Source organism: Bradyrhizobium sp. Pa8, from assembly GCF_052588265.1.
Map to the genome: position 1 here is coordinate 1,586,170 of NZ_CP176767.1, position 14,656 is coordinate 1,600,825.

Genomic DNA, 14,656 nt, shown 5'->3' on the forward strand with positions numbered 1-14,656 from the left:
GGTTTTCCATTAGCTCGGCGCCAAAAGCGTGTCCTGGCAAGATCAGTAAGCGGTTCGGCCATTCATAATTTCTTTGAGCAACTAGAGGGAGACGCCCTTGGTCATCTCCATCGCACGGAAGGCGGCCCGGCGAGCGCGGTCTCCTCTGCGAGCCGCTCGCTTCCGTGCTCCACAAACCGGATGTAGACGCCTGGATAACGTCTGCGGTAATTAGCAAATAGCTTGGCGAAGAGCGTGCCACTGCCCACCGGCAGCAAGCCGAGCTTGAGAATGCCGCATTTTAGGCCGCGCAGCTGGTCTAATTCGGAAATCAGATCGTCCCGTTCCATCAGAATCATGACCGCGCGGCGGTAAACAATTTCGCCGGCGGCGGGCAAGCTTGCTGCGATGGCCGATCCGATCAAGTAACGGCACACCAATCTCCTCCTCAAGCTGCCTGACCGCCTTGCTGATTGTTGATTGGGTCGCGAAATACGACCTTGCTGGCCTCGGACAACCCGCCTTGTCGTACGACCTCCACGAAAGCGCGTGATGTCCGAAGTTCCATGTGAAATGCCAGAATCAAACAGACTCTAGTCGATCAATTCACTCGGTAGAGTCCATGAGTCCGCACCGGACCGCAATCTCGGCAACCAGTCGGTCACGACAGCGCAACCACACAAGCTGAAAAATGTCATTCTCGTTCCTGGCTCGTTTAGAGCCGTTCTCTCTTCCGAACGAGTAGTTATACAGACTGGTCATGCTGTTGAGGTTCGCGGCGAGGCCGTGGGCCGCTCGACTCGCTGCATGATCCGGAGTGTCGTAGCGTGGTGTTATGTTGGTCCCAACCCGACACTACAGGCGATTCATTTTCCGCTAGTAGCGGAGTTCTGTTTGAATGCAATCGGGAAGCCGGATCGGGCAAGGGCGGCTGAACTTCCTCGGATCGCCTCTTTGCACGTCGTCTCTTTCTAAAGACGAGCAATGGACGGGGGGGGGCCGAACGCAGCTCGTTGCGCGCCGTTGAGGCGGTGCGGAAAATGGCGGTTGGGCTTTCTCGAGGATCGCTCGAGCGGCATGGCCGTCCCGGTGTATACCGCCTTGTGTTTCAGGCAGCGTAAATAGGGGGCCTGCCTTAGAGCGTCAGGTGCTCGAAAACCGCTCACTCTTTCGGGACGTTCATCAAATCTGGGCGATTCGGGGCGAGCAACACCCGCGAGAGAATGCGGAAAAGCACGAGTCCGAGCGATAAATGATCGCGCTGATCTTCGCACCTAAATGCCGCTGACGGTCTGGGTTACACCAGAGATGGAATGCCTCCGCCGTGCGCATTGAGCAGTAAAAGTCATTCGCGCGTCTCAACCAGGTCGGTGTGTATTCATGTTGCATCGAACGACCAATCAACATGCGCAGGCCGCGCGCGCCGCAGGTCGGTCTTCTTTTTGCCAAACGCCCTTGCAAGGAGCCGAGCCGCCGGCGCGTTGTTTGACGGGAGAGACGATGCAAGTTTTGCAAATACAATGTGGTGTTTTTGATCCGGAAGAGCTTTCAATGTTGGGGGCGATCTTTGATGAGGCGGTGGCGGCGTTACCGGCAAGTATGCGAACTCCCGTCAATAGAACGGAGGTCGCAAAGCTTGTCCTTGGACGTACAGCCGCCAGTGAGGCCCAATTGATCCTCCTAAAAAAGCTGATGATGGCCATCGCGTCCGTCGTTTAGCCCCGGCAGCGGTTCTGTGGATGTGCCCATGATGACGTCATCCGACGCCAGTCTGGCGGGGCGGTTGCTTGCATCTTGCATGTCACGTCCGCCTGCTGATGCGTTTTCTTGCGGTCGGGGTTTGATGTCGCGGGCAGAAAGTTGGCAACACGATCTGCAGGTTGTCAAAATCGCTTGAATCGCACGTGACGTCAGGTTGTAGGTTTGAAAACTGAGAAACATGACCAGACCTACAGTACTCAGGCGTCGATGGCGACGCATCGGTGAACTTGCGGATGCGACCGGCGTGACGGTGCGCACTCTGCGTCACTATGAACACACGGGATTGCTCGCAGCCTCGCAACGCACGTGCGGTGGTCACCGGATCTATGACTGCGAAAGCGCCAGGCGAGTTTATCATATACTGGCGCTTCGTGAGCTCGGATTCTCCCTTAGAGAGATCCGCAAAGCGATGGAGGGCAGAACTTCGCTGCCTGATCTATTGAGCGAGCAATTGGAGCGGGCGGAGATTCAAGTCGCACGTGCAACCAAGTTGCGCGATCGTTTGCGCAAAATCACGAAGAATACGGAATCGGATGTCAGTGTAGACGAGCTACCTGCTCACCTTGATGCGATGTCGCGAGAAAGCTGTGGCCAGCCGCGACGGCGTGCGCGTGCACCGGATGACGGTGATCGATAGTAGTGGTGGCAGGAACAAGATCTAATTGCGCGGGCATCCGGTCAGACGGCGATGACGTTCCGTGCGACCAGCGAGAACCGCAACTCAGGTGATGAAAAGCCAGGGGCAAGCCTAAGAAAATCGACGCCGGGGTCCTCAAGATGGTGTGCTTTAGTATCAGTTCAATTGCTGGTGCAGCGGTTCTTGCTTCCGTGTTGATCTCGGTCGCGTCGGCTGACGATGTCTATATTGCAGTCGCCGGCCCCATGACAGGTAGCAATGCGGCGGTCGGTGCGCAGATGCGTTATGGCGCCGGTACGGCCGTGAATGATTTGAATTCTTCCGGGCTGATTCGCGATACCAAGATCAGACTGAGCGTTGCCGACGACGCTTGCGATCAGAAGCAGGCCGTCGCCGTGGCGAATCGTTTGGCGGGCGACCAGGTTAGGTTGATCGTTGGTCACTATTGCTCCTCTTCCTCGATTCCTGCCTCCGACGTTTACGCTGAAGCGGGAATTATTCAGATTTCACCCGGATCAACCAATCCTCAGCTGACCGAGCGAGGTCTCAAGACGGTTTTTCGGATCTGCGGCCGTGACGACCAGCAAGGCGTAGTGGCGGCCAACTATATCTTGCGACACTATCCCAAGAGCAAGATTGCGATCCTTGACGACAAGAGCACCGCTGGCAAAGGCATTTCAGATATCGTTGCGTCTCGTCTTCAAGACGCGGGCCTGCAGAACATCATGCGGCAAAGCTATATAGCCGGCGGAAAGGATTACACGGCCCTGGTATCCAGGATGAAGAGGGAAGGAATCGAAATCGCCTATATCGGTGGCTACCACGCGGAGATCGGCTTGATCGTACGGCAAGCCGCAGACGCACAGGCTCGTCTCACGGTCATGGCTAACGATCCCTTGATGACAGGCGAATTCCGGGCGATTGCAAGCAGCGCCGCAAACGGCACTCTTTTCACATTCATGCAAGACCCCACCAAAAACGCGCAGGCGGCCGACGTGGTGGCCAGATTGAAAACATCAAACCTATCTGCGGAAGGTTACACGCTTTACGCCTATGCCGCCGTACAAGTATGGGCCGAGGCGGTGAAGCGGGCAGGCTCCTTCAACGCAGTGCGCGTGGCGAAAGAACTTCGTTCACAAGAGGTTGAGACCGTGGTTGGACAAGTACGGTTTGATGCTAAAGGCGACAATGCGTCTGCCGGCTTCGTAGTTAATCGCTGGCGGGACGACGCGATCGAGATGGTGGAGTAACCCGATATCGGGTGACCGTAAATAACCCGCATATCGACAAAAGCGCCACCTGATCTGACCAATGCGTCGCCCAGTAGCTTCCTGTAGAGGCCGAGCAGCGGGAAATGGCTCACGAGCCGCAATTGTTATTCCGAAGCATCTGCAGCCGTGTCTCCGGCTAGCGAAGACGGGTTCGCGAGATGCCCTAAGCGAGTCTCGGCGCGCGGATGAGCCAGGCGCGCTGCCTCCTGCAACAAAACTTCGCGCATCCATATGCTTGCTGGATCAGAGTTATGAAGGGTGGGCCATTGGAGGGCTTCGGTGAACCCTGGAAGTGGTACGGGAAGTCTGGTGATCCGCAGCGGCATCGATTTCGCGAAATACTTCACCAGTGTTGCGGGCATGGTCGCTATTCGATTGGTGCCCAATAGCATAGGAGGGATCATGCTAAAGCTCTGCACGACGACCTCAATGCGTTTCCTGACGCCGTGCTGTTGCAAATACCATTCGTCTAAGGAGGGTACTCGAGAGCGTCCGAACTTGACCACAACATGCCCCATTGCCATGTACCTCTCGAATGTAAGGGGCCCCGATAGCTGCTTGTTCGAGCGGCAGCCGACGCACACGAGTGTCTCGTCAAAGAGTGTGGCTTTGGGATGCGCGTCCGACGTGTATATCTCGGGCACGATAAGAAAGTCGACTTCTGCGCGTTGGAGGGGGTGATCGAACGGATCGCCGTGAGGCATCAATTCGAATCTGATGCCTGGAGCCTCTCGCGCGACACGCTCCACGACGTTTCGGAACAAAACGATCGTAGCAAAATCCGACAGGCAGATCCTAAAGAGCCGATCAGAGCCGCTCGGCTTGAACGCATCCCTGGAAGTAATGGAGAACTGGATGTGAAGCAGGGCCTCGCGAGTTGGGGCCGCAAGAGATTCGGCGCGTGGAGTCGGGACAAGTTCGCGCCCTCTCATCGTGAAGAGCTCGTCTTTGAAATACGCGCGTAGGCGGGCAACCGCCGCGCTCATGGCCGGTTGGCTCAAGTTGATGCTACGTGCTGCTGCCGTGAGGTTGCGCTCGGTCATTAGTGCGTCGAGCGCGACCAGGAGATTCAGATCAAGCCCTCGGAAACGCATTGCCACCTATCCGCAGTGTAGATGTTTCTCATCCAAACAATCGATTTACCAGTTCGCGCAGCACCGGTTAGGAAATCTCCAGTCCCTGAGCAATAGGGTAGATTCGGAGAAGCAGAACTTGGCGCCGCAGGTCGCAAAATTTGGTGATGAAGTTGCGTCCGCGTTTGCGCGCAACGAGCTAGCCCGACGTTCGTCATTGTATTGTCACATCCGAAAACATTGCATGGAGTCCAGTCTTAACCGCTCGTGCGAACAGTCATCGAGCGCACGCGCGGCGAACGATCATGCCCCCTTCGAGAAAGCAAATAAGCGGCACAAAAGTCGTCGCGCGCATCAAGCTGAGTGCCCGATATTGGTCTCAGCAAATGAAGCCGCGACCAACATTATCGTGTGCCACTATCGATACGCCCGATCAGCATATTTGCTGCATAGCCAGAGGAGCGTGACGTCGTGTGCAGCAGAGTTGCGGTACCTTCGTTCGTGCGAGACAAGTTCTACAATGGCGTCGTCTCCCATGGCAACGGCACGCCGCTCGATAATGTCGCCAGGATCACGGTTTAAACCATCGTATAGCGGCTACAAACCTTTCAATGGAAAACGTCTACCGCGATATTATTGGGTAAATGCGCGGTCATTCGATAGCTTGCGTGTTGCGCAGTGCCGGCACGGGAAATGGACGTTAACGGGCAATGAACGAAAACGGGGATGCAGGACAGTACACAGAGCGCCAACTGTAACAGAACCAACAGCTACTGGTCTGGACACGACGACAGCTAGCTGTAGTGCACCTGCAATCGGGGGTATTCAAAAAGTTGTGCTTCCTACGCGGCGTAACCTAAGCAGCGCCCTCAACAAAGCAACATCATCCTCATTCGCTGACGACACCATCGAACGAGCACCGTCACTGGGCTCGTTGCTCACCTGATGCGTGCCTCAGAAACGCAGCAAGAAGCAGGAGAGTCTTTCATGCGCCCTCAACTCCAGTGGAGGACGTGCTGGGAAAATGACTTACAACTCGCCGACCACGTCGAGATCTCCGAGTTCTTTCGAAGCGCCTACGGACCGACCGGGGCGTTTAACGCAAAGCCCTTTGAAGGCAATCGAAGCTGGGCCGGCGCGAGACCTGAGCTCCGTGTAGTTGGATACGACGATCGCGGCGTGGCGGCTCATATCGGCGCGCTGCGCCGGTTCATCAAGGTCGGCGAGATCGATCTGTTGGTGGCTGAACTTGGATTGTACGCGGTACGTCCGGATCTCGAGGGCCTCGGAATCAGTCATTCGATGCGCGTGATGTATCCGGTGCTGCGGGAGCTTGGAGTTCCCTTCGGGTTCGGCACGGTTCGACACGAACTCAAAGAGCATATCCTCAGGTTGCTCGGCCGGCCGGGCTTAGCGACAGTTGTTCCGGGCATTCGTGTGCGATCCACTCTTCCGGATATCTATGACAACTTGCCGCCAACTCGCGTCGATGACGCGCTGCTCGTAGTTTTTCCCGTAGCGCGGTCGATGAGCGAGTGGCCGACCGGCACGATCATCGAGCGTAACGGGCCAGAGCTGTGAAAAACGCCAGTTTCTCCTTCGAAGCGCACAGGATGTGCTCCAGCGACACCGTCCGCCGCAGCGTCTATTTGACGTTTGATGATGGACCTAATCCATTCTGCACGCCGGATATTCTCGATGTGCTGGCAGAATACCGCGCGCCGGCGACGTTCTGCGTCCTAGGCACGTACGCGGCGGATGAGCCGAAGCTGATCCGACGGATAGTCGCGGAGGGGCATGAGGTCGCAAACCACACGATGACGCATCCGGACCTGTCCAAATGCGAGCCGACCGAAGTGCAATATGAAATACTGGCGGCGAGTAGGGTCATCATGAGCGCGTGCCCCGAGGCCGCGGTGCGACGCGTGCGTGCGCCATATGGCATCTGGACCGAAGAAGTGCTGGCCAAGTCAGCAATGGCCGGACTGGCGGCTCTCCACTGGTCAGTGGATCCGCGCGACTGGTCCTGCCCCGGCGTCGAGGCGATCGTCAACGCAGTGCTGGCATCTGTCCGTCCTGGTGCGATTGTGCTCCTGCATGACGGATGTCCGCCCGACGAGTTGGGGCGGGGCATTGATGGTGGTCTGCGCAACCAGACGCTGAAGGCGCTCTCCCAACTTATCCCAGCCCTGCGAGATCGCGGATTCGCGATCTGCCCGCTCCCCCAACTTCACTGAACAACGGGCATCCTATGAATCTGCTTGCCACAACTAGCACTGTCGTCGTCTCGTCTTATGCGTTGCTCTCCGCGGTCTACAAGACCGTGCAGGCGTTCCATGCCTCGCCGACACAAGGGTCGTCGGTGTCTTCGGATGCGGTCACCTCTGAATCCATGCCGAGCGTGGATGTGATCGTACCATGCTTCAACGAGGACCCGCGCACGCTGTCGGCCTGCCTAGAATCCATTGCAAGCCAAGACTACGTCGGGCAGCTCCGCGTCTATGTGGTCGACGACGGTTCTGGAAATCGCGAGGATGTGGCGCATGTCCATCAGGACTTTGCGCGCGACGCGCGGTTCAGTTTCATTCTCCTGCAGAAGAACGTTGGAAAACGGAAGGCGCAGATTGCCGCGATCCGCCGCTCATCTGGAGCGCTGGTGCTCAACGTCGATTCGGACACGATACTCGCATCCGATGTGGTCAGGAAGCTTGCACTGAGAATGCAAGATGCTGAGATCGGCGCCGCCATGGGGCAGCTGACAGCGAGCAACCGGAGCGCCAGCTGGTTAACTTGGTTGATCGACATGGAGTATTGGCTGGCTTGCAACGAAGAGCGCGCAGCTCAAGCTCGTTTCGGCGCGGTCATGTGCTGCTGCGGCCCATGTGCCATGTACCGACGATCGGCTCTGGATTTGCTGCTGGATCAGTACGAAGCGCAATTTTTTCGAGGAAAGCCGAGCGATTTTGGTGAGGATCGTCATCTCACGATTCTTATGCTGAAAGCAGGATTTCGAACAGAGTACGTTCCGGACGCCTACGCCGCAACAGTCGTTCCGGATAGGTTAGGGCCCTATCTGCGCCAACAGCTCCGCTGGGCCCGAAGCACTTTCCGGGACACGCTGCTTGCATTGCGCCTTTTGCCCGGTCTCGATCGATACCTGACATTGGATGTTGTCGGGCAAAACCTCGGCCCACTTCTTCTGGCTCTTTCGGTTGTCACCGGCATCGCGCAGCTCGCACTCACGGCGACGGTGCCATGGTGGACAGTTTTGATGATCGCATCAATGACCATAGTGCGATGTGGGGTAGCAGCCTTGCGTGCTCGTCAACTGCGATTTATCGCCTTTTCTCTACACACGCCCATCAATATCTTTCTGCTACTTCCGGTAAAAGCATATGCTTTGTGTACGCTGAGCAACAGCGATTGGCTGTCACGCAAGTCAGTAAAGGCTCTCGGTTCTGGCGAAGACCAGGCGATAAAGCAGAGCCAGGAGCCTCTACCAGGCCCCACCCAACCTTCGGGGCTCGCAGTGCCGAGTCGGAAGCGCGATGGTTCGCGCCGTCCCAACGGCGGTGACGCGACTGCGCTTGCGGCGGCGAGTGACCGCGCGGATTGAGGAGCACCGATAGATCATGAACGCAGATGACAGTTACCTCTCGTTAGAGCGGGAATTGGCGGCCGATGATCCGTGGCAGCTGGACGGCAATCCGTTCGAGCGCGAGCGTCACACGCAAATGCTCCGGCTTTCGCTTTCCAACGGCTTTATCACAAATGCGCTCGAGGTCGGGTGCGCCGCTGGCGCATTCACGGAAAAACTGGCGCCCCACTGCGAACGACTTGCGGTTGTCGACGTCATGCCGCGAGCGATCGGTCGGGCGAGCCAGCGGACGAAGCGATGGTCGCACATCACGTGGATCGTCTCTGACATTCAACGGTTCTCGAGAGCGGAGCGGTTCGATCTGATCGTGGTGGCGGAAGTGCTCTACTACCTCCGCGACGTCGCGGAGATGCGCACAGCGATCGCCAATCTGGCTCGAATGCTCGCGCCGGACGGTCATCTGGTTTTCGGATCAGCACGTGATGTCACCTGCCGGGGCTGGGGACATGCTGCCGGTGCGGAGACGATCATCGCAATGTTGAACGAAACATTGCTCGAGGTCGAGCGAGTGCAATGTCAAGGTGAGTCGGCCAATGAAGATTGCCTGCTCGCTTGCTTTCGGAATTCGAACCGGTCTTCGTTTCCATTCAAAAACCTACCTTAGCACTGAGGCACTATGCGCATCTGTGGCATCAAGCTGACGCATGACGGGTCCATCGCTCTTGTGGAGGATGGACGTCTGATCTTTTGCATCGAGCAGGAGAAGCGCGACAACAATCGGCGGTACTCAACCATCGAGAATCTAGACGCGGTTGTTCTCATTTTGGCGGAGCACGGCCTGGATCCCCGCGATATTGATCAGTTCGTCATCGACGGCTGGGACGGGGAAGTCGAATCCCAATTCCAGGTCTCGAGTGGGGCGGAACATCTCACTCTCAAAGGTGCGCCGTATGTTGAACGTCCGGAGGGACTCCTCTCTTCACATGAGGGGGGGGGCCTTGTGCTCGACGGCAAGAGTTTCTCTTACAGGAGCTATGCACACGTCACAGGCCATGTTGCCTCCGCGTACTGCACGAGCCCGTTTGCGAAAGCGGGAGAACCCGCTTTCTGCCTCGTGTGGGACGGCTGCATCTTTCCGCGACTCTATTATGTAGAACCCGGCGGCGGCCGCTTCCTCGAATGCCTATTCCCGATAATAGGCCATGCCTATGCTGTCGCGGGCCACCACTTCGGGCCCTACCGGCAGCCGAACCGGACCAACTGGGACCTTGGCGTTGCGGGCAAACTAATGGCCTATATCGGTCTGGGGGCGCCTGATGAAGATATTGTGACAGTGTTTAGGGAGGTCTATGAGAGGTGCCTTGCGGCGGACACAGAGCCCGCTCGGCGTTATCGCGCGAACATAAATAACGCCGAAGCTTCACTTGCGGCTACGCACGACTTCTTCGAGGAAAGCGCACTTCGATTAGGCGCCAAGCGACCCGAAGATATACTTGCATCATTTCATGTTTTCCTTGAGCGTCTGCTGGTGCGGGAGATGGGCCTTGCTTTGCTTCGCCATTCGTACTTTCCAGGACCGCGCAATCTATGCATAGCCGGTGGTTGCGGTCTTAACATCAAATGGAACAGCGCGCTACGTGCGACCGGCCTGTTCGATGCTGTATGGGTACCACCGTTTCCGAATGACAGTGGCTCAGCAATCGGAGCCGCGTGCTCGGCTATGGTCGCGGACAGAGGCTTCGTGCCACTCGAGTGGTCGGTCTATGGTGGCCCAACCCTGACATCCAGTGAGGCATCGGCGGAATGGGACGCCTCGCCGTGCAGCATAAGTGAGCTTGCCGCGCTCCTCGCAAGTAATAAGCCCGTGGTTTTCCTCGCTGGTCGAGCTGAGCTTGGGCCACGCGCCTTGGGTGGTAGGAGCATTCTTGCCGCAGCGACATTGCCAGGAATGAAAGACCATCTCAACGACATCAAATTGCGCGAACACTTCCGCCCCGTTGCGCCGATATGCCTGGAGGACCGAGCGTCGGACATTTTCGATCCAGGATCGCCTGACCCCTACATGCTTTTCGATCATCAGACGCGGCCAGAGTGGCGAGACAGAATCCCGGCCGTTGTGCACCTTGACGGATCTGCACGATTACAGACGATTAGCAGAACATCCGAGCATAAAGTGGCTGAACTGCTCATTGAATATGAAAAACTCACCGGCATTCCGCTGCTTTGTAATACCAGCGCCAACCACCATGGACGTGGCTTCTTCCCCGACGTCGCCGCTGCGTGCAAATGGGGGCGGGTCGAACACATCTGGTGCGACGGTCTGCTCTGGACCAAAACGCTCGAGGCCAAGGTGCCATCGTCCGAACTGGTTCTGACAAGCTGAGATGACCCCATGTCGAGCGTAGCGATCGACCTTGCCGCTGTAACCAAATCATACCGCGGCAAAGGCGTTGTCAACGGGCTGACCTTCACTGTTGCGGCGGGGGAGTGCTTCGGACTGCTCGGACCGAATGGCGCGGGCAAGAGCACCATTGTGCGTATGATACTCGGCATGGCGCCGCCGGACTCTGGCAAGATCACGGTGCTCGGCAAGCAAGTACCGGCACACGCTCGCTTGGCGCGCGCAGGCGTGGGCGTAGTCCCACAGTTCGACAACCTTGAGAACGGGTTCACAGTACGCGAGAACTTGCTGGTGTTCGGGCGTTATTTCAGCATGAGCGCGCGTGAAGTCGAGGCGGTCATTCCATCACTGCTCGAGTTCGCCCGCCTCGAGAGCAAGGCGGACGCGCGCGTTGCTGAGTTATCCGGTGGCATGAAGCGGCGGCTGGTGCTGGCTCGTGCGCTTATCAACGACCCGCATCTGCTGGTTTTGGACGAGCCAACGACCGGTCTCGATCCGCACGCGCGCCATCTGATCTGGGAACGACTGCGCTCGCTACTTGCGCGCGGCAAGACGATCCTGCTGACGACCCACTTTATGGAAGAGGCGGAACGGCTGTGCGATAGGCTGTGCGTCCTCGAAGAAGGGCGCAAGATCGCCGAAGGAGATCCTCACACGCTCATCAAAGAGCAGATTGGCTGTGACGTTATGGAGATTTATGGCGGCGATCCGCGCGAAACGATTGAGCTGATCAGGCCTTACGCACAGCGCATTGAACTAAGCGGCGAGACCATCTTTTGCTATGCGCCGAATCTGGAGCAGGTGCGGAAGCAATTGCGAGGGGAGGAGGGCTTGCGTCTTCTCGAGCGTCCGCCGAATCTGGAAGATGTGTTCTTGCGACTTACAGGACGCGAGATAGAGATATGATGAGAATGACTTATGGCGCGGCCATGCCCGCCAACGCGCTTAATTGGGTCGCAGTATGGCGTCGCAACTATTTGGCCTGGAGAAAGGTTGCGCTTGCGTCGCTTATCGGAAATCTCGCCGATCCGATGACGAATTTACTTGGTCTTGGCTTTGGCCTCGGATTAATCGTCGGTCGCGTGAACGGGACCTCATATATCGATTTTCTGGTGGGGGGCATGGTCGCGACCAGCGCGATGACTTCCGCGAGCTTCGAAACGATTTACGCGACATTCGCCCGCATGCACACTCAGCGGACCTGGGAGGCAATGCTGTGCACACAACTCACGCTCGGCGACATCCTGCTCGGTGAAGTGGCATGGGCAGCCAGCAAGGCCCTGCTGGCCGGCACAGGCATTACGATCGTTGCTGCAGGACTTGGTTATGCGGCGTGGCCATCCATGCTCTACGCGCTACCCGCAATCGTTCTCACGGGGTTCGTCTTCGCGAGCTTGGCATTGGTCGTCGTATCGCTAGCGCCAAGCTACGACTATTTCGTGTTTTACCAGACGCTGGTCCTTACACCCATGGTGTTCCTCTGCGGCGCAGTCTTTCCGACTACCGAGTTGCCCGCCGCCTTTCAGCTCGTAGCAGGCCTGTTACCCTTGGAGCATTCGATTGCGCTCATTCGCCCGGCGATGCTTGGCCGACCAGTGGGCGGCGTTGGCATACATATTGTTGCACTCTGCATTTATGCGGTCGTGCCGTTCATGTTGTCGGTTGCGCTGCTTCTTCGACGCCTCATGCGCTGAGAGACCGTAGTGGAAAATATGATGAACGTAGGGCTACGAGTTTGGAGACCTGGTGAAGCTCGCAAGGCCATTTGGATCGGTAATGCAGGGCCGATGCATGCAGCGGCGAGAGGCCGTGCGGCGGTTAGTCCCAACAAAGCTGCTTACAATGAATGGAGAGTAAGATGCTGTGTCTCGGAGTGAGCGGTGGACTGGACAAGGTTTATGAATGTCGCCCCGAGCTGCCAAGCACATTTCTTCACGACGGCGCTGCAGTGCTCGTACGCGATGGACGTGTGATTGCGGCCGTCGAAGAAGAGCGCCTCAATCGGGTCAAGCATTCTAATAAGTTCCCGAGCCAGTCGATCCAATACTGCCTTGATGCTGCAGGTGTTCGACTGAGCGACGTGGATCGCATCGCGTTCTATGCAACCGAAGCGTACTGCAATGCTATGCTCGAGCGGCTGTTTGTTTCGCAGCCGTCAGACTCTATTCCAATGGATGCCAGGCTTTTGCTGCGGACCATGCTGGCGCAGGAGTTCAGCACCGAAGTTGATCCGTCTCGCGTCTCATTCGTCAGTCATCACCAGGCGCATGCGGTAAGTTCATTCGCAATGTCCGGTTTTGAGGAGAGTCTGGTCCTTGCAATCGATGGTGGGGGTGAGTTTCTCTCTGGCCTCGTTGCCATCGGTTCTGGAGCCGAAGTTAATCAACTCGAGAGCTTCCCGGAGAGCGACTCTTTGGGGCTGTTCTATCTCGAGACGATCCGGTATCTGGGGTACAGCTTGTTCGATGAGTACAAGGTCATGGGCCTTGCCCCTTACGGTGATCCCGCTCCTTATCGCAAGCTGTTTGAGCAGTTCTACGAACTCTCTGAGAACGGGGGATACCGGCTGTACCTGGATCGCATCGGTCCGGCATTGATCCGCAATATTCAGGTCCGACGAAAAGGAGCGCCGTTCACTCAGCAGCATCGAGATGTCAGTGCTTCATTGCAGGAAGCGCTTGAGCGAATCGTATTTCATATAGTGCGGCATTATCGCGAAGCCACCGGTATGAAGCGGCTGTGCTTGGCTGGTGGAGTAGCCCACAATTGCACGGTGAATGGTAAGCTGCTGTATTCAGAGCTCTTCGAAGAAATCTTCGTGCAGCCTGCGGCGCATGACGCTGGCTGCGCCCTAGGCGCTGCACTGATGGCATCCCATGAGGTCGGTCGGCCCGCGCCACGCGAGCGGCTCCAGGAGGTCTATTGGGGCCCCGACCTCGGGACCGACCGTGCCGTGGAGCAGGAGCTGAATGCATGGGCTGGGCACCTCGACATTGAACGCAGTGATGACGCAGCAAGCAGGGCGGCCGATTGGATGGCAAACGGCGCCGTAATCGGGTGGGTGCAGGGTCGATCGGAGTTCGGACCACGTGCGCTGGGTAACCGCAGTATTCTCGCCGATCCCCGACCTGCAGCGAACAAAGATCGCATAAACGCGATGGTCAAGAAGCGCGAAGGCTATCGACCGTTCGCGCCCTCCGTGTTGGAGGAAGATGCACCCGAATATTTTGATCTCCCAGCCAGGACAAGAGAATTTCCATTCATGAATTTCGTAGTTCGCGTGCGTGACTCCAAGCGCGGCTTGCTGGGTGCCATTACGCATGTTGACGGCACCGCACGGCTGCAGACTGTGTCCCGCAGGTCAAATCCAACCTACTGGGGTCTTATCGATGAGTTCAAGAAACGAACCGGCATTCCAGTTCTGCTCAATACCTCCTTTAACAATAATGCCGAACCCATCGTAGATTCGGTTGCAGACGCCATTGCGACATTTCTGACGACCAGGCTCGATGCTCTCGTAGTCGGACCGTTTCTAGTCAAAAAGCGGCCTGTAACGCTTGACGATTGGACTTCGCTTGCGGTTTCACTGCCTCCTTATGCATCCCTGTATCGCGTCCGCGCTCACACAGCGCGAGATCGGCAGGAGACGGTATGCGAGATCCGCACGACGTTCTCCGGTGGTGGTGGTGTGCGTATTTCAGATGACGTGTTCGATCTGCTGATGCGGGTCAGAGGCGAAGCCGTCCTCCGCGACCTATTCAACTCGATGGCATTAGATCGGGCCGCGCGCGAAGCTCTCGTCGACGAGCTGCTAAGTCTGTGGGAGCAGCGCCGTGTTCGTCTGCATCCTTGCTCACGCGCTACTTGCGTGCAGAATGACTGCGATCAGCTGGCAGAGCCAGCATAATGGTCGATCAATATGGCTACTCAAATATC

At 57.3% G+C, this 14,656-nt stretch carries 12 protein-coding genes and 1 pseudogene; 11 read left to right on the plus strand and 2 right to left on the minus strand.

Features of this window, described 5'->3' with window-relative positions; translation table 11 throughout:
* Positions 1 to 143: 143 nt before the first annotated feature.
* Positions 144 to 547: pseudogene (locus ACKWRH_RS07255) on the minus strand (LysR family transcriptional regulator); the annotation flags it as partial.
* 932 nt (positions 548 to 1,479) lie between these two features.
* Here ACKWRH_RS07255 and ACKWRH_RS07260 point away from each other — a divergent pair.
* The 3 genes from ACKWRH_RS07260 (at position 1,480) to ACKWRH_RS07270 (ending at position 3,627) form a co-directional block, all read left to right on the plus strand.
* Positions 1,480 to 1,698: a hypothetical protein gene (locus tag ACKWRH_RS07260; protein ID WP_445219928.1), complete on the plus strand. Its 219-nt coding sequence runs from the start codon at positions 1,480 to 1,482 to the stop codon at positions 1,696 to 1,698.
* Positions 1,699 to 1,918: 220 nt separating this feature from the next.
* The gene (locus ACKWRH_RS07265; RefSeq protein WP_445219929.1) at positions 1,919 to 2,377 is read left to right on the plus strand and encodes a MerR family transcriptional regulator; all 459 of its coding nucleotides are present in this window, start codon (positions 1,919 to 1,921) and stop codon (positions 2,375 to 2,377) included.
* Positions 2,378 to 2,517: 140 nt separating this feature from the next.
* Positions 2,518 to 3,627 carry a branched-chain amino acid ABC transporter substrate-binding protein gene (locus ACKWRH_RS07270; protein WP_445219930.1) on the plus strand — a complete coding sequence of 370 codons (1,110 nt, stop codon included), beginning with the start codon at positions 2,518 to 2,520 and terminating at the stop codon, positions 3,625 to 3,627.
* 125 nt (positions 3,628 to 3,752) lie between these two features.
* Here the strand turns inward: ACKWRH_RS07270 and ACKWRH_RS07275 are convergent, their stop codons facing one another.
* A complete protein-coding gene (locus ACKWRH_RS07275; RefSeq protein WP_445219931.1) occupies positions 3,753 to 4,742 on the minus strand; it encodes a LysR family transcriptional regulator in 990 nt (329 codons plus the stop codon).
* A 966-nt stretch (positions 4,743 to 5,708) separates the two neighbouring features.
* Here ACKWRH_RS07275 and ACKWRH_RS07280 point away from each other — a divergent pair.
* From ACKWRH_RS07280 to ACKWRH_RS07315, 8 genes are all read left to right on the plus strand, one after another.
* Positions 5,709 to 6,302, plus strand: coding sequence for a NodA family N-acyltransferase (locus ACKWRH_RS07280; RefSeq protein ID WP_445219932.1), 594 nt, complete (start codon positions 5,709 to 5,711; stop codon positions 6,300 to 6,302).
* A gap of 32 nt (positions 6,303 to 6,334) precedes the next feature.
* Positions 6,335 to 6,958: a chitooligosaccharide deacetylase NodB gene (gene nodB, locus ACKWRH_RS07285; protein ID WP_445222334.1), complete on the plus strand. Its 624-nt coding sequence runs from the start codon at positions 6,335 to 6,337 to the stop codon at positions 6,956 to 6,958.
* Positions 6,959 to 6,972: 14 nt separating this feature from the next.
* The gene (gene nodC, locus ACKWRH_RS07290) at positions 6,973 to 8,337 is read left to right on the plus strand and encodes a chitooligosaccharide synthase NodC (protein ID WP_445219933.1); all 1,365 of its coding nucleotides are present in this window, start codon (positions 6,973 to 6,975) and stop codon (positions 8,335 to 8,337) included.
* 16 nt (positions 8,338 to 8,353) lie between these two features.
* On the plus strand, positions 8,354 to 8,983 hold the full coding sequence (gene nodS, locus ACKWRH_RS07295) for a nodulation methyltransferase NodS (RefSeq protein ID WP_445219934.1): 630 nt from the start codon (positions 8,354 to 8,356) through the stop codon (positions 8,981 to 8,983).
* A 12-nt stretch (positions 8,984 to 8,995) separates the two neighbouring features.
* On the plus strand, positions 8,996 to 10,702 hold the full coding sequence (gene nodU / locus ACKWRH_RS07300; RefSeq protein ID WP_445219935.1) for a nodulation protein NodU: 1,707 nt from the start codon (positions 8,996 to 8,998) through the stop codon (positions 10,700 to 10,702).
* A gap of 9 nt (positions 10,703 to 10,711) precedes the next feature.
* Complete coding sequence (gene nodI / locus ACKWRH_RS07305) at positions 10,712 to 11,626, plus strand: nodulation factor ABC transporter ATP-binding protein NodI (protein WP_445219936.1); 915 nt, start codon at positions 10,712 to 10,714, stop codon at positions 11,624 to 11,626.
* On the plus strand, positions 11,626 to 12,414 hold the full coding sequence (locus ACKWRH_RS07310; RefSeq protein ID WP_445222335.1) for an ABC transporter permease: 789 nt from the start codon (positions 11,626 to 11,628) through the stop codon (positions 12,412 to 12,414). Before nodI ends, ACKWRH_RS07310 begins: the two co-directional genes overlap by 1 nt.
* 164 nt (positions 12,415 to 12,578) lie before the next feature.
* Entirely contained in the window at positions 12,579 to 14,627 is a 2,049-nt protein-coding gene (locus ACKWRH_RS07315) for a carbamoyltransferase family protein (RefSeq protein WP_445219937.1), read from the plus strand.
* Positions 14,628 to 14,656: the final 29 nt, after the last annotated feature.